At 65.9% G+C, this 26543-nt stretch carries 26 protein-coding genes; 21 read left to right on the top strand and 5 right to left on the bottom strand.

Annotated elements, in window-relative coordinates; translation table 11 throughout:
• Positions 1-3: 3 nt before the first annotated feature.
• From nuoF to QMG28_RS08515, 14 genes are all read left to right on the top strand, one after another.
• Positions 4-1293, top strand: a complete 1290-nt coding sequence (gene nuoF / locus QMG28_RS08450; protein ID WP_281841787.1) for an NADH-quinone oxidoreductase subunit NuoF — start codon at positions 4-6, stop codon at positions 1291-1293.
• Positions 1294-1296: 3 nt separating this feature from the next.
• Complete coding sequence (gene nuoG / locus QMG28_RS08455) at positions 1297-3318, top strand: NADH-quinone oxidoreductase subunit NuoG (protein WP_281841788.1); 2022 nt, start codon at positions 1297-1299, stop codon at positions 3316-3318.
• Positions 3315-3716: a YNQ4 family lipoprotein gene (locus QMG28_RS08460; protein WP_281841789.1), complete on the top strand. Its 402-nt coding sequence runs from the start codon at positions 3315-3317 to the stop codon at positions 3714-3716. The genes nuoG and QMG28_RS08460 overlap by 4 nt, the downstream gene beginning before the upstream one ends.
• A 12-nt stretch (positions 3717-3728) precedes the next feature.
• On the top strand, positions 3729-4766 hold the full coding sequence (nuoH, locus tag QMG28_RS08465; protein ID WP_281841790.1) for an NADH-quinone oxidoreductase subunit NuoH: 1038 nt from the start codon (positions 3729-3731) through the stop codon (positions 4764-4766).
• Positions 4767-4769: 3 nt separating this feature from the next.
• Positions 4770-5261 (top strand): NADH-quinone oxidoreductase subunit NuoI, encoded by a 492-nt coding sequence (nuoI, locus tag QMG28_RS08470; RefSeq protein ID WP_281841791.1) that lies wholly within the window; start codon positions 4770-4772, stop codon positions 5259-5261.
• Positions 5258-5668: a carboxymuconolactone decarboxylase family protein gene (locus QMG28_RS08475; protein ID WP_281841792.1), complete on the top strand. Its 411-nt coding sequence runs from the start codon at positions 5258-5260 to the stop codon at positions 5666-5668. The genes nuoI and QMG28_RS08475 overlap by 4 nt, the downstream gene beginning before the upstream one ends.
• A complete protein-coding gene (locus QMG28_RS08480) occupies positions 5665-6270 on the top strand; it encodes an NADH-quinone oxidoreductase subunit J (protein WP_281841793.1) in 606 nt (201 codons plus the stop codon). Before QMG28_RS08475 ends, QMG28_RS08480 begins: the two co-directional genes overlap by 4 nt.
• Before the next feature lie 37 nt (positions 6271-6307).
• Complete coding sequence (nuoK, locus tag QMG28_RS08485; RefSeq protein ID WP_281841794.1) at positions 6308-6613, top strand: NADH-quinone oxidoreductase subunit NuoK; 306 nt, start codon at positions 6308-6310, stop codon at positions 6611-6613.
• Positions 6614-6618: 5 nt separating this feature from the next.
• Positions 6619-8733, top strand: a complete 2115-nt coding sequence (nuoL, locus tag QMG28_RS08490; protein ID WP_281841795.1) for an NADH-quinone oxidoreductase subunit L — start codon at positions 6619-6621, stop codon at positions 8731-8733.
• A complete protein-coding gene (locus QMG28_RS08495) occupies positions 8733-10271 on the top strand; it encodes an NADH-quinone oxidoreductase subunit M (protein WP_281841796.1) in 1539 nt (512 codons plus the stop codon). The genes nuoL and QMG28_RS08495 overlap by 1 nt, the downstream gene beginning before the upstream one ends.
• A gap of 10 nt (positions 10272-10281) precedes the next feature.
• Positions 10282-11721, top strand: coding sequence for an NADH-quinone oxidoreductase subunit NuoN (gene nuoN, locus QMG28_RS08500; protein WP_281841798.1), 1440 nt, complete (start codon positions 10282-10284; stop codon positions 11719-11721).
• Between the two features lie 69 nt (positions 11722-11790).
• Entirely contained in the window at positions 11791-12540 is a 750-nt protein-coding gene (locus QMG28_RS08505) for a biotin--[acetyl-CoA-carboxylase] ligase (protein WP_281841799.1), read from the top strand.
• A 12-nt stretch (positions 12541-12552) separates the two neighbouring features.
• Positions 12553-13335: a type III pantothenate kinase gene (locus QMG28_RS08510; RefSeq protein ID WP_281841800.1), complete on the top strand. Its 783-nt coding sequence runs from the start codon at positions 12553-12555 to the stop codon at positions 13333-13335.
• A 28-nt stretch (positions 13336-13363) separates the two neighbouring features.
• Positions 13364-15028 (top strand): ribonuclease J, encoded by a 1665-nt coding sequence (locus tag QMG28_RS08515; RefSeq protein WP_281841802.1) that lies wholly within the window; start codon positions 13364-13366, stop codon positions 15026-15028.
• A gap of 177 nt (positions 15029-15205) precedes the next feature.
• Here the strand turns inward: QMG28_RS08515 and QMG28_RS08520 are convergent, their stop codons facing one another.
• The gene (locus tag QMG28_RS08520) at positions 15206-16681 is read right to left on the bottom strand and encodes a DEAD/DEAH box helicase (RefSeq protein WP_281841803.1); all 1476 of its coding nucleotides are present in this window, start codon (positions 16679-16681) and stop codon (positions 15206-15208) included.
• A gap of 196 nt (positions 16682-16877) precedes the next feature.
• Here QMG28_RS08520 and QMG28_RS08525 point away from each other — a divergent pair, with 196 nt between their 5' ends.
• On the top strand, positions 16878-17297 hold the full coding sequence (locus QMG28_RS08525) for an OsmC family peroxiredoxin (RefSeq protein ID WP_281841804.1): 420 nt from the start codon (positions 16878-16880) through the stop codon (positions 17295-17297).
• A gap of 3 nt (positions 17298-17300) precedes the next feature.
• Here QMG28_RS08525 and QMG28_RS08530 read toward each other — a convergent pair whose 3' ends face one another.
• The 3 genes from QMG28_RS08530 to QMG28_RS08540 form a co-directional block, all read right to left on the bottom strand.
• Positions 17301-17795, bottom strand: a complete 495-nt coding sequence (locus QMG28_RS08530) for a DUF6869 domain-containing protein (RefSeq protein ID WP_281841805.1) — start codon at positions 17793-17795, stop codon at positions 17301-17303.
• Positions 17796-17866: 71 nt separating this feature from the next.
• Positions 17867-19480: a peptide chain release factor 3 gene (locus QMG28_RS08535; RefSeq protein WP_281841806.1), complete on the bottom strand. Its 1614-nt coding sequence runs from the start codon at positions 19478-19480 to the stop codon at positions 17867-17869.
• Between the two features lie 41 nt (positions 19481-19521).
• Positions 19522-20541 carry a Hint domain-containing protein gene (locus QMG28_RS08540; protein ID WP_281841807.1) on the bottom strand — a complete coding sequence of 340 codons (1020 nt, stop codon included), beginning with the start codon at positions 20539-20541 and terminating at the stop codon, positions 19522-19524.
• Between the two features lie 236 nt (positions 20542-20777).
• Between QMG28_RS08540 and QMG28_RS08545 the strand changes: the two genes are divergently transcribed.
• Complete coding sequence (locus tag QMG28_RS08545; RefSeq protein ID WP_281841808.1) at positions 20778-21557, top strand: SDR family oxidoreductase; 780 nt, start codon at positions 20778-20780, stop codon at positions 21555-21557.
• A gap of 9 nt (positions 21558-21566) precedes the next feature.
• On the opposite strand, the gene QMG28_RS08550 is transcribed toward QMG28_RS08545, so the two are convergent.
• Positions 21567-22391: a universal stress protein gene (locus QMG28_RS08550; RefSeq protein ID WP_281841809.1), complete on the bottom strand. Its 825-nt coding sequence runs from the start codon at positions 22389-22391 to the stop codon at positions 21567-21569.
• A 159-nt stretch (positions 22392-22550) separates the two neighbouring features.
• On the opposite strand from QMG28_RS08550, the gene QMG28_RS08555 reads away from it, so the two are divergent.
• The 5 genes from QMG28_RS08555 (at position 22551) to QMG28_RS08575 (ending at position 26543) form a co-directional block, all read left to right on the top strand.
• Positions 22551-23654 (top strand): ABC transporter ATP-binding protein, encoded by a 1104-nt coding sequence (locus QMG28_RS08555; protein ID WP_281841810.1) that lies wholly within the window; start codon positions 22551-22553, stop codon positions 23652-23654.
• A gap of 111 nt (positions 23655-23765) precedes the next feature.
• Positions 23766-23975 carry a twin-arginine translocase TatA/TatE family subunit gene (tatA, locus tag QMG28_RS08560; RefSeq protein ID WP_281842039.1) on the top strand — a complete coding sequence of 70 codons (210 nt, stop codon included), beginning with the start codon at positions 23766-23768 and terminating at the stop codon, positions 23973-23975.
• Between the two features lie 20 nt (positions 23976-23995).
• Positions 23996-24652, top strand: a complete 657-nt coding sequence (gene tatB, locus QMG28_RS08565; protein ID WP_281841811.1) for a Sec-independent protein translocase protein TatB — start codon at positions 23996-23998, stop codon at positions 24650-24652.
• Positions 24649-25698 (top strand): twin-arginine translocase subunit TatC, encoded by a 1050-nt coding sequence (gene tatC, locus QMG28_RS08570; RefSeq protein ID WP_281841812.1) that lies wholly within the window; start codon positions 24649-24651, stop codon positions 25696-25698. The genes tatB and tatC overlap by 4 nt, the downstream gene beginning before the upstream one ends.
• Positions 25698-26543: an ATP-binding protein gene (locus QMG28_RS08575; protein ID WP_281841813.1), complete on the top strand. Its 846-nt coding sequence runs from the start codon at positions 25698-25700 to the stop codon at positions 26541-26543. The genes tatC and QMG28_RS08575 overlap by 1 nt, the downstream gene beginning before the upstream one ends.

Here is a 26543-nt window from a genome sequence, read left to right on the forward strand (position 1 = left end):
CGGATGCTGACGGATCAGGACCGGATCTTCACCAACCTGTATGGGATGCACGAGCGCACGCTCGCGGGCGCGAAGGCGCGCGGCCATTGGGATGGCACGGCGGGGATCATCGCCAAGGGGCGCGACTGGATCATCGACGAGATGAAGGCCAGCGGGTTGCGCGGGCGTGGAGGTGCGGGCTTTCCCACCGGCCTCAAATGGTCATTCATGCCGAAGGAAACGGACGGGCGCCCGGCCTATCTGGTGATCAATGCCGACGAATCCGAGCCCGGCACCTGCAAGGACCGCGAGATCCTGCGCCACGATCCGCATACGCTGATCGAGGGGGCGCTGATCGCCAGCTTCGCGATGGGCGCGCATGTGGCCTATATCTACGTGCGCGGCGAGTTCATCCGCGAGCGCGAGGCGCTTCAGGCGGCGATCGACGAAGCCTATGATGCCGGGCTGCTCGGAAAGAACGCCGCCGGCTCGGGCTGGGATTTTGACCTGTTCGTCCATCACGGCGCCGGGGCCTATATCTGCGGCGAGGAAACGGCGCTGCTTGAAAGCCTCGAAGGCAAGAAGGGCATGCCCCGGATGAAGCCGCCCTTCCCGGCGGGGGCGGGCCTGTACGGTGCGCCGACCACGGTGAACAACGTCGAGAGCATTGCCGTGGTGCCCACGATCCTGCGCCGGGGGGCGACATGGTTTGCCGGTTTCGGGCGCAAGAACAACGAAGGCACCAAGCTGTTCGCCATCTCCGGCCATGTGAACAACCCGGTGGTGGTGGAAGAGGCGATGTCGATCAGCTTCGAGGAGTTGATCGAGAAACACGCCGGCGGCATTCGCGGCGGCTGGGACAACCTGCTCGCCGTTATCCCCGGCGGCTCGTCGGTGCCGGTGGTGCGCGGCGAAAACATGCGCGACGCGCTGATGGATTTCGACTACCTGCGCGGCGAGCTGGGCTCCGGCCTCGGCACCGCGGCGGTGATCGTGATGGACCGTTCGGTCGACATCGTGAAGGCGATCTGGCGACTGTCGAAATTCTACAAGCATGAAAGCTGCGGCCAGTGCACGCCCTGCCGCGAAGGCACCGGCTGGATGATGCGGGTGATGGACCGCCTCGTGCGCGGCGAGGCGGAGCTGGAAGAGATCGACATGCTGTTTGACGTGACCAAACAGGTGGAAGGCCACACGATCTGCGCCCTCGGCGATGCCGCCGCCTGGCCGATCCAGGGGCTGATCAAGAATTTCCGCGGCGAGATCGAAGACCGCATCAAGGCCCAGAAGGCGGGCCGGATGGCGGCGGAGTAAGACATGAGCGACCTCAAGAAAATCGTCATCGACGGCAATGAAGTCGAGGTGGATGGCGCGATGACCATCCTTCAGGCTTGCGAAGTGGCCGGCATCGAGGTGCCGCGTTTCTGCTATCACGAGCGCCTCAGCATCGCCGGCAATTGCCGGATGTGCCTTGTCGAAGTGGTCGGCGGCCCGCCCAAGCCCGCCGCCTCCTGCGCCATGCAGGTGCGCGATCTGCGGCCCGGGCCGGAAGGTCAGCCGCCGGTGGTCAAGACCAACTCGCCGATGGTGAAGAAGGCGCGCGAAGGGGTGATGGAGTTCATCCTCATCAACCACCCGCTCGATTGCCCGATCTGCGATCAGGGCGGCGAATGCGACCTTCAGGATCAGGCCGTCGCCTACGGCATGGATTTCTCGCGCTTCCGCGAGCCCAAGCGGGCGGTCGAGGATATCAACCTCGGCCCGCTGGTGAGCACGCAGATGACGCGCTGCATCTCCTGCACCCGCTGCGTGCGCTTCACCACCGAGGTGGCGGGGATCAGCCAGATGGGTCAGACGGGCCGGGGCGAGGATGCCGAGATCGTCTCCTACCTCAACGAAACGCTGGATTCGAACCTGCAGGGCAACATCATCGACCTTTGCCCGGTCGGCGCGCTCACCTCTAAGCCCTATGCCTTCACCGCCCGCCCGTGGGAACTCACCAAGACCGAGACCATCGACGTGATGGATGCGCTTGGCTCCAACATCCGGGTGGATACGAAGGGCCGTGAAGTGATGCGCATCCTGCCGCGCAACCATGACGGGGTGAATGAGGAGTGGATCTCCGACAAGACCCGCTTCGTCTGGGACGGCCTCAAGCGCCAGCGGCTCGACAAGCCCTATCTGCGCAAGGGCGGCAAGCTCCAGCCCGCGACCTGGCCCGAAGCGCTCGCCGCTGCGGCGAAGACGATCAAGGGGGCCAAGACGCTGGCCGGTCTGGTCGGCGATCTCGCCTCGACCGAGGCGGCCTTTGCGCTCAAGCAATTGATCGAGGGGCAGGGCGGCAACGTCGAATGCCGCACCGACGGGGCGAAGCTGCCGGAGGGCAACCGCTCGGCCTATGTCGGCACCGCCACCATCGAAGACCTTGAAAACGCTCAGATGATCCAGCTCATCGGCACCAACCCGCGCGACGAGGCGCCGGTGCTCAACGCGCGCATCCGCAAGGCGTGGCTCAAGGGCGCCAATATCGGGCTGGTCGGCGAACAGGTCGATCTGACCTACGATTACGCCTATGTCGGCAATGACCGCGCCGCGCTTGAGGGCCTGCTCGACCATAAGTTCACCACGGTTCTCGATGTGCCCTCGGTCGTGGTGATCGGGCAGGGTGCGATCAACGAGGCCGATGGCGAGGCGGTTCTCGCCACCGCCATGCGGCTTGCCGAGCTGACCAACTCCAAATTCATGGTGCTGCACACAGCCGCCGGCCGGGTCGGCGCGATGGATGTGGGCGCCACCACCAAAGGCGGGCTCGCCGCCGCGACGGATGGGGCCGACGTGATCTTCAACATGGGCGCCGACGAGATCGAGATCGAGGCCGGGCCGAAGGTGATCTATATGGGCAGCCACGGCGACCGTGGCGCGCACCGGGCCGATATCATCCTGCCCGCCGCCGCCTATACCGAGGAATCCGGCCTGTTCGTCAACACCGAGGGCCGCCCGCAACTGGCGCTGCGCGCCGCCTTCCCGCCGGGTGAGGCGAAGGAAAACTGGGCGGTGCTGCGCGCGCTGTCGGCGGACCTCAAGGCCACCCAGCCGTGGGATACGCAAGCCGCCCTGCGCCGGGCGATGATCGCCGCCGTGCCGCATCTGGGCGCGCTCGACGTGGTGCCGCAGAACGACTGGACGATGCTCAAGGCGAAGAAACCGGGCAAGGCGACCTTCCGCAACGCGGTGAAGGATTTCTACCTGACCAACCCGATCGCCCGCGCCTCGGCGCTGATGGCCGAGCTGTCGGCCCAGGCCAGGGCCCGCAAGGCCGAGGACATCGCCGCCGAATGACGCTGCGCCGTGCCCATATCGCCCCGATGCTCGCGCTTGCGGGCTGCGCCACCGCCGCCGATACGGCGGACCGGGCGGCGCAGCCGTTCGCGCCGGGCTATCTGGGGATCGAAACGGCGCTGCTCGACGGCGATCTGGTGTCGTTCCTGGTGAGCATGACCGGCGCGCGCGACAATGCCGATGTGGCGGCCTATGGCGAATGCGCGGCGGCGCAATATGCGCTCATCCGGGGCTATGGCTTTGCCCGGCATGTGCGCACCAACGTGGAACAGAAGGGCAGCGTGTGGAACGGAAATGCCGTCTATGTCATTTCCGATGCGCTGCCGCAGGGCTTGAAGACGATCGACGCGGAAGTGACGGTCGCCGCCTGCGAAGAAAACGGGATACCGACGATCTGAGGCACATGCACGATGTATGAATTCTTCACGACGACCAACCTCGGCATAGCGCTGCTCATTCTCGGGCAGGTGCTGCTGATCGTGGTGCCGCTTCTGGTGGCGCTGGCCTTCCTGCTCTGGGCCGACCGCAAGGTCTGGGCTGCGGTGCAGCTGCGCAAGGGCCCCAACGTGGTGGGCGCTTTCGGCCTGCTGCAAAGCTTTGCCGACTTCATCAAATACGTGCTGAAAGAGATCGTGGTGCCGGCGGGGGCCGACAAGTTCGTCTTTTTCCTCGCACCGATGACCTCGCTGGTGCTGGCGCTGGTGGCCTGGGCGGTGATCCCGTTCAACGATGGCTGGGTCGTGGCCGATATCAACGTCGCCATCCTGTTCATCTTCGCCGTCTCCTCGCTCGAGGTCTATGGCGTGATCATGGGCGGCTGGGCGTCGAACTCGAAATACCCGTTCCTCGGCAGCCTGCGCTCGGCGGCGCAGATGATTTCCTACGAGGTTTCCATCGGCCTCATCATCATCGGCGTGATCCTGTCGACCGGCTCGATGAACCTGACCGCCATCGTCCATGCCCAGGAGGGGGCGGGGCTGTTCTCGTGGTACTGGATCCCGCATTTCCCGATGGTGATCCTGTTCATCATCTCGGCGCATGCCGAAACCAACCGCCCGCCCTTCGACCTGCCGGAAGCGGAATCCGAGCTGGTGGCGGGCTATCAGGTGGAATATTCCTCCACCCCCTTCCTGCTCTACATGATCGGCGAATACGTCGCGATCACGCTGATGACGGCGCTGATTTCGATCCTGTTCTTCGGCGGCTGGCTGTCGCCGATCCCCGGGCTGCCCGACGGCATCCTGTGGCTGTTCCTCAAGATGGCCTTCTTCTGGTTCGTCTTCATGATGACCAAGTCGGTCGTCCCGCGCTACCGCTATGACCAGCTCATGCGGATCGGCTGGAAAGTGTTCCTGCCGCTCTCGCTCGCCTGGGTCGTGCTGGTGGCCTTCTTTGCTCAATACGGCGCGTTCTGGGGCACCTATGCGCGCTGGACCACGGGGGGCTGATTGATGGCTTTCGACTATGTCCGCGCCGCGAAATATTTCGTGCTCTGGGATTTCATCACCGGCTTCAGGCTGGGGCTGAAATACTTCTTCAAGCCGAAATACACGGTGAACTACCCCTATGAGAAAAACCCGCTCTCGGTGCGCTTCCGGGGCGAGCACGCGCTGCGCCGCTACCCGAACGGCGAAGAGCGCTGCATCGCCTGCAAGCTGTGCGAGGCGATCTGCCCGGCCCAGGCGATCACCATCGACGCCGAGCCGCGCGACGACGGCTCGCGGCGCACCACGCGCTACGACATCGACATGACCAAGTGCATCTATTGCGGCTATTGCCAGGAGGCCTGCCCGGTCGATGCCATCGTCGAGGGGCCGAATTTCGAGTTTGCCACCGAGAGCCGCGAGGAGCTGTTTTACGACAAGCAGAAACTGCTCGATAACGGCGAGCGCTGGGAAGCCGAGATCGCCCGCAATATCGAGCTGGACGCGCCTTACAGATGAGCGATTTCGCCAAGACATATGCCGCGATGATGGAGCAGGGGGCTGCCGCGCTCCGGGCGATGAACCCGGCGCTCGAGCAATTCACGCCGCAGGGCTTCGACAAGCTGTTCCCGACCATGCCGAAAGACTGGATGGAAGCGGTGTTTGGCAACGCCTTCAACCCCGAGGGGCTGGACGCGAAAACCCGGCTTCTGGTCACGCTTGGCGGCCTCGTCGCCACCGGCGCGATGGCGGAGCCGCAGATCAAGCTCACCGTGCGCCACCTGATCGAGACCGGGGCGACGGAGAAGGAAATTGCCGAAGTGATCTACCAGATGTCGATGCTGGGCGGTCTGCCGGCCATGAACCGCGCGCTGGAACTCGCCAACGAGGTCTTCGCGGAAGGAAACGAGGAGGGGGACGCATGAGTGTCGCCGGAGTTGTATTCTATATTTTCGCGCTCACCGTGCTCGCGGGCGGCGTCTTCACCGTGGTGAGCCGCAACCCGGTGCATTCGGTGCTCTGGCTGATCACCGCCTTCATCGGTGCGACCGGGCTGTTCGTGCTGATGGGCGCGGAGTTTCTCGCGATGCTCCTGATGATCGTCTATGTCGGCGCGGTGGCGGTGCTGTTCCTCTTCGTGGTGATGATGCTCGATATCGACTTCGCCGAACTGAAGGCGGGGATGGCGAAATACCTGCCCATCGCGCTGCTGATCGGGGTGATTCTGCTCATTGAGCTGGCGATGATCTTCGGCACCTGGGTCGCCGCCGATGGCGTGACGCTGCTGGCGCGGCCGGAAGCGGGCGAGATCGCCAATACCGAGGCGCTGGGGCGCGTGGTCTATACCGAGTATCTGCTGCTGTTCCAGCTCGCCGGGCTGGTGCTGCTGGTGGCGATGATCGGGGCCATCGTGCTGACGATGCGCCACCGCAAGGACATCAAGCGCCAGAACGTCGTGATGCAGATGCAGCGCGACCCGAAAGCGGCGATCAAGCTGGTGGATGTGAAGCCCGGGCAAGGGCTCTGAAAGAACTGGGCCGCAAAGGCCAGACGAGAGGGACGACATGGTTGGACTTGAACATTACCTCGGGGTCGCGGCGGCTTTGTTCGTCGTCGGCATCTTCGGGATCTTCCTCAACCGCAAGAATATCATCGTGCTGCTCATGTCGATCGAGCTGATCCTGCTGGCGGTGAACATCAACCTGGTGGCCTTCTCGACCCACCTGGGCAACCTGCAGGGCCAGGTCTTCACGATGTTCGTGCTGACGGTGGCTGCCGCGGAGGCCGCCATCGGCCTCGCGATCCTGGTGACCTTCTTCCGTGGCCGCGGTTCGATCGCGGTGGAAGACGTGAACGTGATGAAAGGCTGAGCCACATGGTCCAGATCATCCTCTTCGCCCCGCTGATCGGCGCCATCATCGCGGGCTTCGGCCATCGCGTGATCGGCGACAAGGGCGCGCAATGGCTCACCACCGGGCTTCTGTTCCTCTCGGCGCTCCTGAGCTGGATCGTCTTCCTGTGGCTGCCCGAGGGCACCCAGCATATCCAGATCCTGCGCTGGATCGACTCCGGCTCGCTGCAGACCGACTGGGCGATCCGCCTTGACCGGCTGACGGCGATCATGCTGGTGGTGGTCACCACCGTCTCGGCGCTCGTGCACCTCTACTCGATGGGCTACATGGCCCATGATCCGCAGTTCGAGGGCGTGAGCTACCGGCCGCGCTTCTTTGCCTATCTCTCGCTCTTCACCTTCGCCATGCTGATGCTGGTGACCGCCGACAACCTCGCGCAGATGTTCTTCGGCTGGGAGGGCGTGGGCCTCGCCTCCTACCTGCTCATCGGCTTCTACTACAAGAAACCCTCGGCCAACGCCGCCGCGATCAAGGCGTTCGTGGTCAACCGGGTGGGCGATTTCGGCTTCGTGCTGGGCATTGCCGGGCTGTTCCTGATGACCGACTCGATCCGGCTCGACGACGTGTTCGCCGCCGCGCCGCACCTGGCCGAAACCCAGATCCACTTCCTCTGGGCCGAGTGGAACGCGGCCAACGTGCTCGCCTTCCTGCTCTTCGTCGGTGCGATGGGCAAATCGGCGCAGCTCTTCCTGCACACCTGGTTGCCGGACGCGATGGAAGGCCCGACCCCGGTTTCGGCGCTGATCCACGCCGCCACGATGGTGACGGCGGGCGTCTTCCTCGTCAGCCGGATGTCGCCGCTGATGGAATACGCCCCCGCTGCGACGAGCTTCATCGTCGTCATCGGCGCGGCCTCGGCCTTCATCGCCGCCACGATCGGCCTCGTGCAGAACGACATCAAGCGCGTGATCGCCTATTCGACCATGTCGCAGCTCGGCTACATGTTCGTGGCTGCGGGCGTGGGCGTCTATTCGGTGGCGATGTTCCACCTGCTCACCCACGCCTTCTTCAAGGCGATGCTGTTTCTCGGCGCCGGCTCGGTCATCCACGGGATGCATCACGAGCAGGACATGCGCAATTACGGCGGGCTGAAGGACAAGCTGCCCTTCACCTTCTGGATCATGCTGATCGGCACGCTGGCGATCACCGGCGTGGGCATCCCGCTCACCGCCATCGGTTTTGCCGGTTTCCTGTCGAAAGACGCGATCATCGAGAGCGCCTGGGCCGGCACCAATGGCGGCGCTGCCTTCTGGGCGCTGGTCATCGCCGCGCTGTTCACCAGCTTCTATTCCTGGCGGCTGATGTTCCTCACCTTCTGGGGGCGCCCGCGCGGCGACAAGCACACCCATGATCATGCCCATGAAAGCCCGACCGTGATGCTCGTGCCGCTGGGCGTGCTCGCGGCGGGTGCGGTCTTTGCCGGGATGATCTGGTATGGCTCGTTCTTCGGCGACCACAACAAGGTGAACGCCTTCTTCGGCATCCCGGCCCATGCCGAGGCCGATGCCGGCCATGCCGCCGAGGATGCCGCTCCGGCGGCGGAGAGTGCGGGCGAGGGCGACGATGCCGCCGCCGCACCGGACGCGGCCGATCATGCTGCTGCCGAGCCGCATGTTGCCGCCGCGCCGGAAGGGGCGATCTTCATGCACCCCGACAACCACGTGATCGACGACGCCCACCATGCGCCGACCTGGGTCAAGCTCTCGCCCTTCGTGGCGATGGTGATCGGCTTCCTCACCGCCTTCTGGTTCTACATCGTCAACCCGGCGCTGCCCAAGCGTCTGGCCGAGGCGCAGCCGCATCTCTACCGCTTCCTGCTCAACAAGTGGTATTTCGACGAAGCCTATGACTTCCTCTTCGTTCGCCCGGCCAAGGCGCTTGGCCGCTTCCTGTGGAAGCGCGGCGACGGCAACGTGATCGACGGCGCGATCAACGGGCTGGCGATGGGCGTGGTGCCCTTCTTCACCCGCGCCGCGCAACGGCTGCAATCGGGCTACGTCTTTACCTATGCCTTCACGATGGTCATCGGCATCGTCGTACTCATTACCATCGTGGCGATCACCGGAGGGGCGAACTGATGGATAACCTGCTTTCTATCGTCACCTTCCTGCCGCTGGTGGCGGCGGCGATCCTCGCCGCCTTCCTGCGCGGCGACGATGCGGCGGCGCAGCGCAATGCCAAATGGCTGGCGCTGGCGGCGACCACGGCGACCTTCCTTGTCTCGCTGGCGGTGCTGTTCCGCTTCGACCCGGCCGATACCGGCTTCCAGATGGTCGAGGAACAGAGCTGGCTGATGGGCTTCACCTACAAGCTCGGGGTCGACGGGATCAGCGTGCTCTTCGTGATGCTGACCACCGCGCTGATGCCGATCACCATCGCCTCGACCTGGGGGGTGACCACCCGGGTCAAGGAATACATGATCGCCTTCCTGATCCTCGAGACGCTGATGATCGGCGTTTTCGTGGCGCTGGACATGGTGCTGTTCTACCTGTTCTTCGAGGCCGGTCTGATCCCGATGTTCCTGATCATCGGCATCTGGGGCGGGAAGAACCGGATCTATGCCGCCTTCAAGTTCTTCCTCTACACCTTCCTCGGCTCGGTGCTGATGCTGGTGGCGATGATCTACATGTATGTCGAGGCCGGCACGACCGACATTCCGACGCTGCTGAACCACTCGTTCGGAAGCCAGGATTTCTCGCTGCTCGGCATCCAGATCGTCGGCGGCGCGCAGACGCTGCTGTTCCTCGCCTTCTTCGCCTCTTTCGCGGTGAAAATGCCGATGTGGCCGGTCCATACCTGGCTGCCCGACGCCCACGTGCAGGCCCCCACCGCCGGCTCGGTGATCCTGGCCGCGGTGCTCTTGAAGATGGGCGGCTACGGCTTCCTGCGCTTCTCGCTGCCGATGTTTCCGGTCGGCTCGCAGGTGATGACCGATTTCATCCTCTGGATCAGCGTCATCGCCATCGTCTGGGCCTCGCTCGTGGCGCTGGTGCAGGAGGATATGAAGAAGCTCATCGCCTATAGTTCCGTCGCCCATATGGGCTATGTGACGGCGGGCATCTTCGCGGCCAACCAGCAGGGCATGGACGGGGCCATCTTCCAGATGATCAGCCACGGCTTCATCTCCGGCGCGCTCTTCCTTGCCGTCGGCGTGATCTACGACCGGATGCATACCCGCGAGATCGACGCCTATGGCGGCCTCGCGGTGAAGATGCCGGCCTATGCGGCGGTGTTCATGTTCTTCACCATGGCCAATGTCGGCCTGCCGGGCACCTCCGGCTTCGTCGGCGAGTTTCTCACCCTGATCGGCATGTTCCAGGCCAATACCTGGATCGCGCTGGTGGCCGCCTCGGGCGTGATCCTCTCGGCCGCCTATGCGCTCTGGCTCTACCGCCGTGTCGTGTTCGGCGATCTGATCAAGGAGAGCCTGAAGGCGATCACCGACATGGACGCGCGCGAAAAGGCGATCTTCGCCCCGCTCGTGGCCATGACGCTCATCCTCGGCGTCTATCCGGGCCTGGTGACCGATATCATCGGCCCCTCGGTCGAGGCGCTGCTCACCCATTACCACGCCGCCGCACCCGCCCTCGCGGATGCCGCCACGGCCGCGCATTGAGGGGAACGACATGACCTCGTTCGATCTGCAAGCCATTCTCCCCGAGCTGATCCTCGCGGTCTACGCGATGCTCGCTCTGCTGGCCGCCGTCTATACCGGCAAGGACAAGACGACCCCGCTCGTCACCTATGCCACGGCGGCTGTGATGCTGGCGCTGGCGCTCTATATCGGCCTCGGCGATCCGGTGACCGGCCCGGCCTTCGGCGGGCTGATCATGGCCGATGCCTATGCCCGCTTCGCCAAGGTGGGCATCCTCGTGGCCGCCGCCGCCGTGCTGCTGGCCGGCGAGGCGACGATGCTGCGCCGCGGGCTGGGGCGGTTTGAATACCCGCTGCTCATTTCGCTCGCCACGGTGGGCATGATGATCATGGTCTCCGCCGCCGATCTGATGACGCTCTATATGGGGCTCGAGCTGCAATCGCTCTCGCTCTACGTGGTCGCCGCGATGAAGCGCGACAGCGTGAAATCGACCGAAGCGGGGATGAAATACTTCATCCTCGGCGCGCTCTCGTCGGGCCTGTTGCTCTACGGCGCCTCGCTTGCCTACGGCTATGCCGGCACCACCCGGTTTGACGGCATCATCGCCGCCGCGACCGATGGGCATGTGGGGATGGGGCTGCTCTTCGGCCTCACCTTCGTCGCCGCCGGCCTTGCCTTCAAGGTCTCCGCCGTGCCCTTCCACATGTGGACGCCGGATGTTTACGAAGGCGCGCCGACCCCGGTCACCGCCTTCTTCGCCACGGCGCCGAAACTCGCCGCGATGGGCCTGTTTGGCCGGGTGATGTTCGACGCCTTCGGCAATGCCGTGGCCGACTGGCAGCAGATCATCGCGCTGATGGCGGTGCTCTCGATGTTCCTCGGTGCGGTTGCCGCGATCGGGCAGACCAACATCAAGCGGCTGATGGCCTATTCCTCGATCTCGCACATGGGCTTTGCCCTGCTCGGCCTCGCCGCCGGCACCGCCTACGGGGTGCAGGCGATGCTCGTCTATATGGCGATCTATCTCACCATGAATGTGGGCACCTTCGCCTTCATCATGTCGATGGAGCGCGACGGGATGCAGGTGACGGAAATCTCGGCGCTGAACCAATATGCCAAGCATGAGCCGGTGAAGGCGCTGGCGATGCTGGTGCTCTTGTTCTCGCTTGCCGGTGTGCCGCCGATGGTGGGCTTTTTCGGTAAGCTCTACGTGCTCAACGCCGCGGTGCAGGCCGATCTGACCTGGCTTGCCGTGGCCGGGGTGATCGCCTCGGTGATCGGCGCCTTCTACTATCTGCGCATCGTCTATTACATGTATTTCGGCGAAAGCGAGGAGCGGCTTGAAACACCGATGAGCCCGGCGGCCTGGGTGATGCTGGTGGGGTCGGCGGCGGCGATGCTGCTCGGCGTCATCAACCTGTTCGGCGTCGAGGGCGCGGCGGCGGCGGCGGCGGCGGCCCTTGTCAACTGACCGGGGGCATGTTGCCGTTTTCTTGCTAGGAAAACGGCCCGAAGTCTTGGAAAGACTTCGGGGAGCGCGATGACGGGTGGCTGGCCACGCGGCTATGGCCACCTGCCGCTGGGCGAGGTCGATTCCACGCTCGACGAGGCGGTGCGCCGCTTTGCCGATTTCGCCGGGCCGACCTGGATCACCGCCAGCCGCCAGACTGCCGCGCGCGGCCGGCGGGGCCGGGCCTGGGCCAACCCGGCGGGCAATTTCGCCGCCACGCTGGTGTTGCCCGTCGACGACCCCGAAACCGCAGCCTTGCGCAGCTTCGTGACCGCGCTGGCGGTGCACGATGCCTTTCTGCACCTCACCGGGCGGGCTGAGCCTCTTGCCCTCAAATGGCCCAATGACGTGCTGCTGAACGGTGGCAAGGTGGCGGGTATTCTGCTTGAAAGCCTGATGAGCGGCGGGCGCATCGCCGGGGTCGCCATCGGTATCGGCGTGAACCTTGCCGAAGCGCCCGGCGCGGGCGAGGTGGAGGCGCAGGCGCTGCGCCCGGTCTCACTCGTTGGCGAGACCGGGGTGCGGGTCACGCCCGAAAGCTTCCTCGAAACCCTCGCGCCCGCCTTTGCCGAGCGGGACGAGCAGTTCACCACGCTCGGCTTCGCCCCGATCCGCACCGCCTGGCTCGCCCGCGCCGCCCGGCTGGGCGAGGCGATCACCGCGCGCCTGCCCGCCGAGGAGATCACCGGCACCTTCCGCGAGGTGGACGAGGGGGGGCGACTTGTCTTATCAACCCCGCATGGTCTTCGCCGCATCGCGGCAGGCGATATTTTCTTCTGAGGGGGTCCCCCCATGCTCCTTGCCATCGATTGCGGCAATACCAATACCGTCTTCTCTATCTGGGACGGCGAAAAGTTTCTGTTCAGCCTGCGCACCTCGACCGAGTACCAGCGCACCGCCGATCAGTATTTCGTCTGGTGGGACACGCTCACGCGCCATCACGGGCTGGTCAGGCCCGAGATCACCGGCGTGGTGATCTCCTCGACCGTGCCGCGCGTGGTGTTCAATCTGCGCGTCTTCACCGACCGCTATTTCGGCATCCGTCCGCTGGTGGTGGGCAAGCCCGAGTGCCTGTTGCCGGTGGGCGTGCGGGTGGACGCGGGCACGCAGGTGGGGCCGGACCGGCTGGTCAACACCGTCGCCGGGTACGACAAATACGGCGGCGATCTGATCATCGTCGATTTCGGCACCGCCACCACCTTCGACGTGGCCGACAAGGACGGCGCCTATATCGGCGGGGTGATCGCGCCGGGGGTGAACCTCAGCCTCGAAGCCCTGCACATGGCCGCCGCGGCGCTGCCGCATGTGGACATCACCCATCCCGACCATGTGATCGGCACCAACACGGTCGCCTGTATGCAATCGGGCATCTTCTGGGGCTATGTCGGGCTGATCAAGGAAATCTCGGCCCGGATCAAGCAAGAGCATGGCCGCCCGATGAAGGTGATCGGCACCGGCGGCCTCGCGCCCCTGTTCCAGAGCCATGCCCCGGTTTTCGACGAATTCGCCGATGAGCTGACCATGCATGGCCTTGTGACGATCTGGGCGTATAACAAAGAACAGGGCACGGTATGAGTGCCGCAACAAAAGAGCAGGACCCCACATGAGCAAGAACAGGCTGATCTACCTTCCCCTTGGCGGCGCGGGGGAGATCGGCATGAACGCCTATGTCTACGGCTGGGGCAAGCCGGGCGAGGAACGGCTGATCCTCGTCGATCTGGGCGTCACCTTCCCCGACATGGACACCACGCCGGGGGTCAACCTGATCATGCCCGACATCTCCTTCCTCAAGGAGAATATCGACCGGCTGGAGGCGATCTTCATCACCCATGCCCATGAGGACCATGTGGGCGCGGTGGGGCGGCTCTGGCCCGAGCTCAAGGTGCCGGTCTATGCCCGCGCCTTCACCGGCCACCTGGCCCAGCTCAAGCTGGAGGATGCGGGCCAGGACCCCTCGAACGTCGAGATCGTCGGCGCCTGGCCGGAGAAGGTCGAGGCCGGGCCGTTCAAGGTGGCGTTCCTGCCGATCTCGCATTCGATCCCCGAAAGCGCCGGCCTGGTGATCGACAGCCCCGGCGGGCGGATCGTGCATACCGGCGATTTCAAGCTCGATCCGGCGCCCGGCGTCGGCGAGCCGTGGGACGAGGCGCTCTGGCGTGAAGCCACCGGCGGGCGGGTGCGGGCGCTGGTCTGCGACTCGACCAACGTGTTCTCGCCGCATCCGGGCCGCTCCGAGGCCGGGCTGAAATCGGAGATCGAGGCGCTGGTGACAAAGGCCCCGCATATGGTGGTGGCCACCACCTTCGCCTCCAACGTCGCCCGGGTGAAGACGCTGGCCGAGGCCGGGCAGGCGGCGGGCCGCTCGGTCTGCCTGCTGGGCCGGGCGATGCGGCGGATGATCGAGGCGGCGGTGAAAACCGGGATCGTCGAGAGCTTCCCGGCGACCGTGACCCCGGAAGACGCGCGCGACATCCCGCGCGAAAGCCTGATGCTGATCGTCACAGGCAGCCAGGGCGAGCGCCGCGCGGCGTCGGCCCAGCTTGCGCGCGGCAAGTATCTCGGGCTGGAAATGGCCGAGGGCGACACCTTTCTGTTTTCCTCCAAGACCATTCCGGGCAACGAGCGCTCGGTGGGCCGCATCCTCAACGCCTTTTCCGAGATGGGCGTGGACGTGGTTGCCGAGGACGACCGCTATCACGTTTCCGGCCATGCCAACCGGCCCGATCTTGAAAAGATGCACGCGGTGGTGGACCCGGAATTCGTGATCCCCATGCATGGCGAGCACCGCCACCTGCGCGAACATGCGAAACTGGCGCAGGCCAACGGGCGGCAATCGCTGGTGGTGGTCAACGGCGCGCTGGCCGATCTGACAGGCCCCGTGCCGCATGTGGTCGAGCATGTCGAGGCGGACCGGGTCTATCTCGACGGCGATATCCTGATCGGCGCGCTTGACGGCATCGTGCGCGACCGCATCCGGCTGGCGCTGAACGGTCACGTGATCGTCAACGTCATCCTCGAAGGCGACGAGCCGCTGGGCGATCCCTGGGTCGAGATCGTGGGCCTGCCGGAAACCGGCAAGAGCCGCGCCTCGCTGATCGACGTGCTGGAGGAAGATCTGGGCCAGTTCCTGATGCGCGCCAAGGGCAAGACCCTGCGCGACGATGACGCGCTGGAGGGCGAGTTGGTGAAGATCGCCAAGAAGACGGCGCTGGATGAGATTGGCCGCAAACCCGAAGTGACCGTGGTGATGAGCCGGCTGGAACCCTGAGCGCCACCGCTTGTGCCGGTTGCCGGAGCGAGGGGCGCTGCCCCTCGCACTCGTCCCTCATATTCCTCAAGGCGCCTGCAGCTTAAAGACCTACCGGATCACGCGGGCGGGTGAGCCAGCCAGCCTCAATGGCGATGGGTCGATGCGAAGACCGGCCCAAGGCGCCATTGCGACCGCTCAGTCGTCGCGGCGTTCGTCGAAGCTCTGGGCGATGAAGCCCGGCATGTGGTCGCCCATGCCGACCACACCCTTGCCGCCGTCACGGCCCGAAGGTTTGCGCCCTCGGCTGCTGCGGCCGCTGTCCGAACCCGAGCCGGATGACGATCGGCTTTCGCTCTTGTCCCTGGCGCTGTCGTCGCGCGCGGCCTCTTCGCGGGGCGCCTCGTCCTTGCGGGCCGGTGCGCTGCTTTTGCTGCGCGACGAGCCGCTTTTGCCGCGCGATCCGCTCGTGGTTTTCTTCGGGCTCTCCTCGCGCGGGCTTTCTTCCGCTGCCTCGGCCTTGCCGGCGAGCGGATTTTCAAGCACGGGGATCTCGTTGCCGATCAGCCGTTCCACCGCATCGAGGTTCTTGCCGTCGCGCGGCTCGCAGATCATCAGCGTCTTGCCCTTGCGCCCGGCACGCCCGGTCCGCCCGATCCGGTGCACGTAGTCTTCGGCATGGCTGGGCACGTCGAAGTTGAACACGTGGCTCACATTCGGAATGTCGAGCCCCCGCGCCGCCACGTCGGAGGCGCAGAGAAACTGGATCGTGCCGTCGCGGAAGCCCTGAAGCACTTCCATGCGCTTCGACTGGTCGAGATCGCCGTGGATCGGCTGGGCGTTGTAGCCATGCTGCTTGAGGCTCTTGGCGACGATATCCACATCCGTCTTGCGGTTGCAGAAGATGATCGCGTTGGTGCAGGCCGCGCCCTCGCCGTCGATCATTGCGCGCAGCAACGCGCGCTTGTCCGAGGCCGCGCGGTCGCGCCGGCCCGGTTTGAACATCACCTTGCCCTGTTCGATCGTGGCCGAGGCCGTCGCCTGACGGGCCACCTCGACGCGGGCGGGGTTGGACAGGAAGGTGTTGGTGATCCGCTCGATCTCGGGCGCCATCGTGGCCGAGAAGAACAGTGTCTGCCGGGTGAAGGGCACGAGGCCGAAAATGCGCTCGATATCGGGGATGAAGCCCATGTCGAGCATCCGGTCGGCCTCGTCGACCACCATGATCTGCACGCCGGTCAGCAACAGCTTGCCGCGCTCGAAATGGTCGAGCAGCCGGCCCGGCGTGGCGATCAGCACGTCGACGCCGCGGTCGATGAGCTGGTCCTGTTCCTTGAACGAAACGCCGCCGATCAGCAGCGCCTTGGTCAGCTTCACATGCTTGGCGTAGGTGTCGAAGTTCTCGGCCACCTGGGCCGCCAGTTCGCGCGTCGGACAGAGCACCAGCGAGCGCGGCATCCGGGCCCGGGCGCGGCCCCGCGCCAGCATCGTCACCATCGGCAGGGTGAAGGAGGCGGTCTTGCCGGTGCCGGTCTGGGCGATGCCCAGCACGTCGCGCCCTTCGAGCGCCGGCGGGATTGCGCCTTCCTGAATCGGGGTGGGCGTTTCGTAGCCCGCCTCTTCGACGGCCTTGAGCACCTTCGGGCTCAGATTGAGATCGGAAAACTTGGTCAAGTGATGCCTTTCGTGAATGTTGCGGCGTGACTGGCCGCAAACCCCACGCGGCCCGCCCGGCCGGATTGCCGGGGCGTCTTGATGAAAGAGGCCTTACTGCGCAGGCGCGCAAAGGTCAAGGAAGTCGCCATCACAGCGGGCTTGACAGCGCCGCGCTCACGGGTCGGGATGGAGAGACAGCGAACAGGAGGATGATATGATCCGCAAATATGGCAGCGCCGTCTGGGAAGGCACGTTGAAAGAGGGGCAGGGGCATCTGTCGTCGCAAAGCGGCGTGCTCAAGGATGTGGCCTACGATTTCAGGGAGCGCTTCGAGGGCGCGCCGGGGACCAACCCCGAAGAGCTGATCGGCGCCGCCCACGCGGCCTGCTTCTCGATGGCGCTTTCGAATATCCTTGCCGAACAGGGCATTACCGCGACCCGGATCGAGGCCCGCTCGACCATCTCGCTCGATCTGAGCGACGGGGCGAAGATCGTCGCTGCGCATCTGGATGTGACCTTCTCGGCCGCCGGCGACGAGGCCACGCTGATGGCGGCGGCGAAAGCGGCGGAGACGGGCTGCCCGGTGTCGCAGCTTCTGTCCTGCGAGATCACGATGGACGCGAAGCTGGGCTGAACCTCAGCCCAGCCCCCCGGCGGCGGGCAGCGGCGCGCCGTCGTCGAGCCCGTCCGCGCCTGCCCGCGCCGCCTCGATCCGCGCCCAGAGGAGCGGCGGGGTTTCGCGCTGCCAAACGCCGGTGAGCGCATAGGCGAAGCGCGGCGCGCTTGCGGCCAGCGCCTCGATTTCGCCGATCACCGCCGCGCCGTTCTCGGCGATCAGGTCTTCCAGCGGCCCGGCGGCGACCATCGCCACGTCTTCGGGGCTGGCGCAGGCCGCCAGCGTGGCGCGCAGCGCGGCCAGGGCGAGGGCGGGGTGTGCGCGGGTCAAGTCATCAAACAGCGCATAGGTCCAGGCGTCGGGATGGCCCTCGGGCACCGTCTCGCCATCGCCCGCGCGGGTATAGGCGAGGAAACGGGTGGCGAGCCGGTCGAGCGGCAGATCGCCCGGCGGCAGGTCGGATTCCGGCACGCCGAGGGCGCTGGCGACGAGGGTGCGCGGGATGGCCTGAGGCATGGCGGGCCTCCTTTTCTTCGTTCCAAAAATACCTCGGGGGAGCGCGAGGGGGCTGGCCCCCTCGCCGCCGCTTACGCCCCGTGCATTTCCTTCGTCGCGGAGAGCGTCAGCTCCGGGTAATCCCGCTCGGCGCGGTCGATATCCCATTGCAGGCGGGTCAGATAGACCGGGTCGCCGTCATGGTCATGGCCGATATGCTGCTTGTTGGCCTTGATGAATGCCTCCATCTCCGCCTTCGGGCCCGAGATCCAGCGCGCGGAGGTGAATTGCGTGGCCTCGAAGCGCACGGGCAATCCGTATTCCAGCTCGATCCGGCTCGCCAGCACCTCGAATTGCAGCGCGCCGACAACGCCGACGATGAAGCCCGAGCCGATATCGGGCTTGAACACCTTGGCGGCCCCTTCCTCGGCGAATTGCATCAGGGCTTTCTCCAGATGCTTGGCCTTCATCGGATCGCCGGCGCGCACGGTCTGCAGCAGTTCCGGCGCGAAGGAGGGGATGCCCGTCACCCGCAGCGCCTCGCCCTCGGTGAGCGTGTCGCCGATGCGCAGCTGGCCGTGATTGGGGATGCCGATGATATCGCCGGCCCAGGCTTCCTCGGCCAGTTCCCGGTCGGAGGCGAGGAACATCACCGGGTTGGAGATCGCCATCGGTTTCTTCGAGCGCACATGGGTCAGTTTCATGCCGCGTTTGAAATGCCCCGAGGCCATGCGCACGAAGGCCACCCGGTCGCGGTGCTTGGCGTCCATATTCGCCTGAACCTTGAAGACGAAGCCGGAAACCGTTGTTTCCTCTGGGGAAATCTGGCGCGGTTCGGCGCTTTGCGGCTGCGGTTCGGGGCCGTATTTGGCGATCCCCTCCATCAGTTCCTTCACGCCGAAGGAGTTGATCGCCGAGCCGAACCAGATCGGCGTCATCATCCCCGCCGCCACTTCTTCGGCGTCGATGGCGGGCAGCAGCTCGCGCGCCATCTCGACCTCTTCGCGCAATAGCTCCAGCAGATGGGCGGGCACATGGTCGGCCAGTTTCGGGTCGTCGAGCCCCTCCATCTTGATGCTCTCGGCCACCTTGTTGCGGTCGGCGCGGTCCATCAGTTCCAGCCGGTCGTTCAGCATGTCGTAACAGCCGAGAAAGTCGCGCCCCATGCCGATCGGCCAGCTTGCGGGCGTGACGTGGATCGCCAGCATCTCCTGGATTTCGTCGATGATCTCGAACGTGTCGCGCGCCTCGCGGTCCATCTTGTTGCAAAAGGTCAGGATCGGCAGATCGCGCATCCGGCAGACTTCAAACAGCTTCTGCGTCTGGCTCTCCACACCCTTCGCGCCGTCGATCACCATGATCGCGGCATCCACCGCGGTGAGCGTGCGGTAGGTGTCTTCCGAGAAGTCGGAGTGGCCCGGCGTGTCGACGAGGTTGAAGCGGTATTTGCCGAAATCGAAGCTCATCGCCGAGGCCGAGACGGAGATGCCCCGGTCCTGCTCCATCTTCATGAAGTCCGAGCGGGTGCGCCGGGCCTCGCCCTTGGCGCGCACCTGGCCCGCCATCTGGATCGCGCCGCCGTAGAGCAGGAACTTTTCGGTCAGCGTCGTCTTGCCGGCATCGGGGTGCGAGATGATGGCAAAGGTGCGCCGCCGGGCAATCTCCGGCGGCAGGTTCGGGCGGTTCGGGGCGGCTGCGTCCAACATGGGCGCGATATAGCCGCGCGCCGGGGGCGCGGCAAGCGGCGTCAGAGCGCCGAGATTCGCTTGAGCAGCGCCACCGCATCCTTGCGGGCGGCAAGGTCGGCCTCGTGCAGCTCATGGCCGGGCAGGCGGGTGGCGGCGGTGCCGGCGAGGCGGCGGGCCACTTCTTCGGGCAGGGCGGGCCGGGTATTGGTGTCGAGGAACAGGCTCTCGGCGGCGATCCCCTCGGCATAGATGATCTCGTGCTTGTCGAAGAGGACCTGGAAGTAATCGACAAAGCCGCCCGGTTCCTGCGTCACGCTGGTGCCGTTCACCAGAAGCCCGGCTTTGACGAGGATTTCCTTGCGCCCGGCCTTCAGCGCATCGACGCGCTGGTAGATGAACAGCCGGTGGTTCGGGCTCACCACCAGCGTGCCGGTATTGTTGAGCGTGCCCGCCGCGATGGTGATCGGCGCGAAGGCGCCGGTGGCGCGCAGCGTCTGCATCCCCGTCCAGCGCACGGCCTGCGGGCCGCTGTCGCGGGTGAGCACGCGGTCGCCGGGCCGCAGGGCTTCGATCGGCACCTGCCGCCCGTCCGCCATCGTGATCCGGGTGCCGCGGGTGAAGGCAATCGTGGCCGAGGCCGCGAGCCGGGCGCGGGCGCCGTCACGGTCGATGGTGACGAGGGTATAGCCGGTTTTTTCGTCGAGCGGGGCGAGCGCATGGAGATAGACCTGCGCGATGGTGCCTTCGCGCCCGTCGACCTCGACGAAGACGAGCACTTCGCGGGTATCGCCGGTGGCGTCCATGAAGGTGAGCAGGCTGTCGAGGTAGAGCGGCGCACCGGCACGGCCGGCTGCGCTGTCGGCGGCCACCCGGAAGGCGCCGCGCTCATCCTCCGGGGCGAGCGCGAGGCGCACGGGCTGGGCGCCCTCAGCGAGCATGTAGATATCTTCGTGAATGAGTTCGGAGGCGTCGCTGAGCGGTTCGTTTTCGTTCACGCCATGCGACACCCGGAACAGATCCGCCCGGAACACGGACAGGTGACGAACCGGCAACTCGATAAGAGAGGGTTGAAACGACATGACAACTCCACCGCGCGGCCCCCACCGCAGCCGCATGACGGTAGTCCGAGCGCTGCAAAAGGTCAACAAATCCCTTGGGATATGCCGCGATCCGGACGGGGCCGGGCGGACTTTGTTGCCGGGGCGGCGACGGGCGGGCGCGAGCGGGGGTGATTGTTCCCGCGCCGGGCGGCATGGGCGAATCGCGCGGGGTTTGTTACCGGGGGGGCAAATCTGGCGACGCGAAAGGAAACGGCATGGATTTCGGCATCAGGGGCAAACGGGCGCTGGTCTGCGCCGCGTCGAAGGGGCTGGGGCGCGGCGTGGCCGAGGCGCTGGCGGGCGAGGGCGTGGCCCTCGTGCTGAACGCGCGCGGCGCCGAAGCGCTTGAGGCGACGGCGGCGGAGATTCGCGCGCGCTGCGGTGTGCCGGTCGAGACCGTTGCCGCCGATATTTCGACCGAAGAGGGGCGTGCCGCGGTGCTCGCAATGGCCGGCGAGGTGGATATCCTCGTCACCAATGCCGGTGGCCCGCCGCCGGGTGTCTGGACCGACTGGGACCGCGACGCTTTCATCGCCGCCTTCGACGCCAACATGCTCTCGGCCGTCGCATTGATGCAGGCGCTGGTGCCGGGGATGATGGCGCGCGGCTGGGGCCGTGTGGTCAACATCACCTCGCGCGCGGTGAAGGCGCCGCTGCCCGCGCTTGGCCTGTCCACCACCGCGCGCACCGGGCTGACCGGCTTTGTCGCCGGGATGGCGCGGCAGGTGGCCGGCTCGGGCGTGACCGTCAACAACCTGTTGCCCGGCAGCCATGACACCGACCGCCTGCGCGGCACCGATGCCCGCAATGCCGGGCAGAAGGGCATCACCGTCGAGGCGCAGAAAGCCGCCCGGCTGGCCGCCAACCCGGTGGGGCGTGACGGCACACCGCAGGAATTCGGCGCTGTCTGCGCCTTCCTGTGCTCGCAGCAGGCGGCCTTCATGGTCGGCCAGAACGTTCTGGTCGACGGTGGCGAGGTGAACGCGACCTTCTGAGCCTAACGCCTATGGATGCGCCAACAGCAGATCGGTCGGCGGATCGCGCAGCAGATCGGCGGCGAAGCTGCCGAGCGTATACACGGCGAGCGGCCCGCGCGTATGCGCGCCGAGCGCGACCAGGTCCGGTTGCACCTCGGCCAGCTTGCGCTGGAATACTTCCGACAGGCTGCCGGATGTGAAGCTCACCCGCCCTTCGGGGCCGGTAAGCTTTTCGGTGTCGCGCCAGTGTTCGCAGACGGCCTTGGCTTCGCGGGTCAGTTCGCGGTCCATCGGGCCGCCCGGGTGCTCGCGGGTGAGGCCGGCAAAGGGCAGGTAGACGGCGTGAAACACGGTGATCTCGCCTTGCGGCGCCAGCGTATTGGCCGCACGCAACGCCGAGGCGCAGGCGGGCGAGAAGCTCACCGGCACCAGCGCCCGGCCATAATCGTGGTCGGCGGTGTCGCGCACCAGGAGCACGGGCCGGTTCAGCAACCGCACGATCCGTTCCATCGTGGTTTCGCGCAGCCGGTCGAGAATGGCGCGCGGGCGGTGCAGGCCGACCACCACGAGATCGGCATCGAGGGCGCGGGCTTCGGCGGGCACCACACTGGGCGGATCGCCGATGAGCACGTGAACGCGGGCGTCCACGTCGCCCTGGTTGTGGGTCACGAAACGGCGCAGACGAAGTTCGGCCTCCGCACGCAGCGGTTCGGCCATATCCGTCGGCAGGCTGTCATCGACAATATGCAGAACGTGGCAATCGGCGCCGAACTGCGCCGCCAGGCGCAGAGCGCGGCGCACCGCGCGATCGGAGCGTTCAGACAGATCGGTGGCAACGAGAATTGTTTTCACAGCAGTACTCCCTTCCTCCTACACAAATGGGGACGCTTTTGCCGGCTGCAAGCGGGGCCGGGTGCCGCAGGCTTGCGGGGCGAGACGCCGGCTGTTATCTGCGGCTTAAGGGAAATTCCGAGCAGTTTGATCGGGTATCGGGAGCGGAACGGCGCGCGCATGGAACCTCGGCTGGAAGTGCGAAACATCACGCGGGCCTATGGCGGGCGGGCGGTGGTGCGCGACGTGTCGCTCAAGGTCATGCCCGGGCAGGTGACCTGCCTGCTCGGCCCCTCCGGCTGCGGCAAGTCCACCACGCTCAGGATCATCGCCGGTGTCGACCGGCCCGATACCGGCGAGATTCGCATGGACGGCACGGTGATCGTGAACCAGGGCGTCTTCGTGCCGCCCGAACAGCGCGGCACCGGGCTGATGTTTCAGGATTTTGCGCTGTTTCCGCATCTGAGCGTGTTCGACAACGTCGCCTTCGGCCTCACGGGCACCCGCACCGAAAAGCGCCTGCGGGTGCGCGAGCTGCTCGAAAAGGTCGGCCTCGTGCGTTACATGGACAACTTCCCCCATGAGCTTTCCGGCGGTGAACAGCAGCGCGTCGCGCTGGCGCGGGCGCTCGCACCGCGCCCCCGCATCATGCTGATGGACGAGCCGTTTTCGGGCCTCGACAACCGGCTGCGCGACGGGATCCGCGACGAGACGCTGTCGATCCTGAAGGACGAGGGCACGGCGGTACTGCTCGTTACCCACGAGCCTGAGGAGGCGATGCGCATGGCCGATGACATCGCCCTGATGCGCAAGGGCGAGATCGTTCAGCAGGGCGCGCCCTACAACGTCTATAACGCGCCGGTCGACCGAGAGGCTGCGGCTTTTTTCAGCGATATCAATGTGATCCGTGGCAGCGTGCAGGGGCTGCTGACCGAGACGGCGTTCGGCAAGTTCATGGCGCCGGGGCAGGCCGACGGCGCCAATGTCGAGATCGTGATCCGGCCCCAGCACCTCAAGATCGACTTCGACCGGGGCGGGCAGGGGCCGGCGCCCAGCCCCGAACACGGCGTCTGGGCGCGCGGCATCGTCGAACGGGCGCGCTTCATCGGCAAGGAGAGCCTGGTCGAGTTCCGGATGGAGTTCGACGGCTCCTCGCTCAAGGCCACCGTGCCCAGTGTGTTCCTGCCCAAACCCGGCACGCCGCTCTGGATCGCGATCCGCCGCGACCGGTGTTTCGTCTTCCCGGTGACCCCGAAAAAAGACTGGCGCAGGCGCGAAGACTGACGCCGGGCGGCATTTTATTGCCCGCAGAGATGCATTCGGGGTTTGATCTTGAGCCGCGAGGCAATAGATACGAGCCGGGAGTTTTCAAATCATTCCGCGAAAGGAAAGCGAATGTCACTTGGGCCATGGCAAGTCTTGTTGATTGCGGTTGTCGTTCTCGTTCTCTTCGGGCGCGGCAAGATCGCCTCGCTGATGGGCGAAGTCGGCAAGGGGATTACCTCGTTCAAACGGGGCGTCGACGAAGGCAAGCGGGAAATCGAGGATCAGGCGGCCGAGGCGGCGAAAGACGTCACCCCGGAAAAGGACAAGGACGACGCCTGATTTAGCCCGGGGGCCGTCTCATGTTCGATATCGGGTTCACTGAGCTGCTTGTGATCGGCGTCGTGGCGCTGATCGTCGTCGGGCCGAAGGATCTGCCCGCGATGTTCCGCACGCTGGGCCGGTTTACCGCGCGGGCGCGGGCGCTGGGGCGTGAGTTCACCTCCGCCATGAACGCCGCCGCCGATGAAAGCGGCATGCGCGACGCGGCCAAGGAGCTCAAGAGCATGACCTCGCCGCGCTCCTACGGGCTCAACAAGCTCAACGAGGCCGCCGACGCCTTCGACAAATGGGACCCGTCCAAGCCGGCAAAGGCGAAGGACGAGGCCGAACCGGCCAAGCCGGTCGATCCGGAGCGTCAGGCGGATATCGAAAAGATCCGCGCCGCCACCGAGAAGGCGGGCCGGGCGAAGCTGGAGCGCGAAGCGGCGACGAAAGCCGGGGCGGAGGTGAAAACCGAGGCGGAAGCGCCAGCCAAACCGGCCAAGGCCCCCGCGAAGACCGCGGCGGCGAAGAAACCCGCCGCCAAGGCCCCCGCGAAAAAGCCTGCCGCGAAGAAACCGGCCGCGAAAAAGCCCGCCACCGCGAAACCGGCTGCAAAACCGGCCGCGAAAAAGGCTCCGGCGAAGAAAGCCGCGCCGAAACCATCCGCCAGGACTGACAAGGCCGACGACGCATGAGCCGCACCGAAGACGAGATCGAAGACAGCTCCGCGCCGCTGATCGAACACCTGGCCGAGCTGCGCACCCGGCTGATCCGGGCGGTGCTGGCCTTCGTGCTGGCCTTTGTCGTCGCCTTCATCTTCGCGGGCACCATCCTCGACTGGCTGCTGATCCCGATCGAGGCGAGCATGCGCCAGCTCGGCAACCCCAACCCGGTGATGCAATACACCGCGCCGCAGGAATATTTCTTCACGCTGGTGCGTATCGGCATGGTGGGCGGGCTGGTGCTGGGCTTTCCTTTCATCGCCAACCAGCTCTGGCGCTTCGTCGCGCCCGGCCTCTACAAGTCTGAAAAGGCGGCGTTTCTGCCCTTCCTGATCGCCTCGCCGGCGATGTTTCTCGCGGGCGGGGCCTTTGCCCATTTCATCGTCACGCCGCTGGCGATGAAGTTCTTCCTCGGCTTTGCCGATGCCTCGTCGCTGCTCACTGCGATCCTGCCCGACAGTACCGGCGAGACCGTCGAACCGGCGGCACGGCAGGGGATCGAGATCGTCTTTCAGGGTAAGGTGAACGAGACGCTCGACATCACGCTCAAGCTGATCGTCGCCTTCGGGCTGTCGTTCCAGTTGCCGGTGCTGCTCACGCTGATGGGCCGCGCCGGGCTTGCCACCTCCGTCGGGCTGGCGGGGATGCGCAAATACGCCATCGTCGGCATCCTGACGCTGGCCGCCGTCGTCACCCCGCCGGATGTGATCACCCAGGTGATCCTGTTCACCGTGGTCTATGGGCTTTACGAAATCTCCATCCACCTGGTGCGCCGCTTCGAGAAGCAGCGCGAGGCGCAGCTGCGCGCCGAGGGGCTCTGGGTCGACCCCGATGAGGACGTTGCCGCCGAGGAAGCCGAGGCAAAAGCCCGCGCCGAGGCCGAAGCAGCGGCCAAGGACGACCCGATCTTCCGCGAATTCGACGACGAGGAAGAGGCCGATAAGGCCGCCGAGGGCGAGGTTTGGGATATCGCCGACGACGATGACGCGAAGGATGGCGGCAAGGGCGACAAGGGCTGATGTCTGACGCGGCGCTGACACGGATCGCCGAGGCGCTGGAACGGATCAGCCCGGCGCCCCTCGCGGCCCCGGATTTCGATGCGGCGGAGGCGTTTGTCTGGCATGTCGCGCCCGACCGGCTGGTACCGGTGGAGAAGGTGGCGCGCGTCGATGTTGGCCTGCTCGTGGGCGTTGACCGGGTGCGCGATATCCTGCTGGAGAATACCCGCCAGTTCGCCCGTGGCCTGCCCGCCAACAACGCCCTGCTCTGGGGCGCGCGCGGGATGGGCAAGAGCTCGCTGGTCAAGGCGGTGCATGCGGCGGTGAATGCCGAGGCGGCGGGGCTGAAGATCGTCGAGCTGCAGCGCGAGGATCTGCCCTCGGTGGGCCGGCTGCTCGCTCATCTGCGTGCGAGCGATCACCGCTTCCTGCTGTTCTGCGACGATCTCTCGTTCAGCCATGACGACGAGCATTACAAAAGTCTCAAGGCGGTGCTCGATGGCGGGATCGAGGGGCGGCCGGAAAACGTGGTGTTTTACGCCACCTCGAACCGCCGCCACCTGATGCCGCGCGACATGATCGAGAACGAGCGCTCGTCCGCAATCAACCCGTCGGAAGCGGTGGAAGAGAAAGTGTCGCTCTCCGACCGGTTCGGCCTCTGGCTCGGCTTCCATCCCTGCAGCCAGGACGACTACCTCGCCATGATCCGCGGCTATTGCGACGCCTTCGGCATCGACATCGACGACGAGACCCTGCGCGCCGAGGCGATCGAATGGCAGGCCACGCGCGGCGCCCGCTCGGGCCGGGTGGCCTGGCAATACGTCACCGACCTCGCCGGCCGGCGCGGCGTGCCGATCCGCCGCTGA

It is taken from the genome of Sinisalibacter aestuarii, assembly GCF_027923545.1.
GTDB lineage: Bacteria > Pseudomonadota > Alphaproteobacteria > Rhodobacterales > Rhodobacteraceae > Sinisalibacter > Sinisalibacter aestuarii.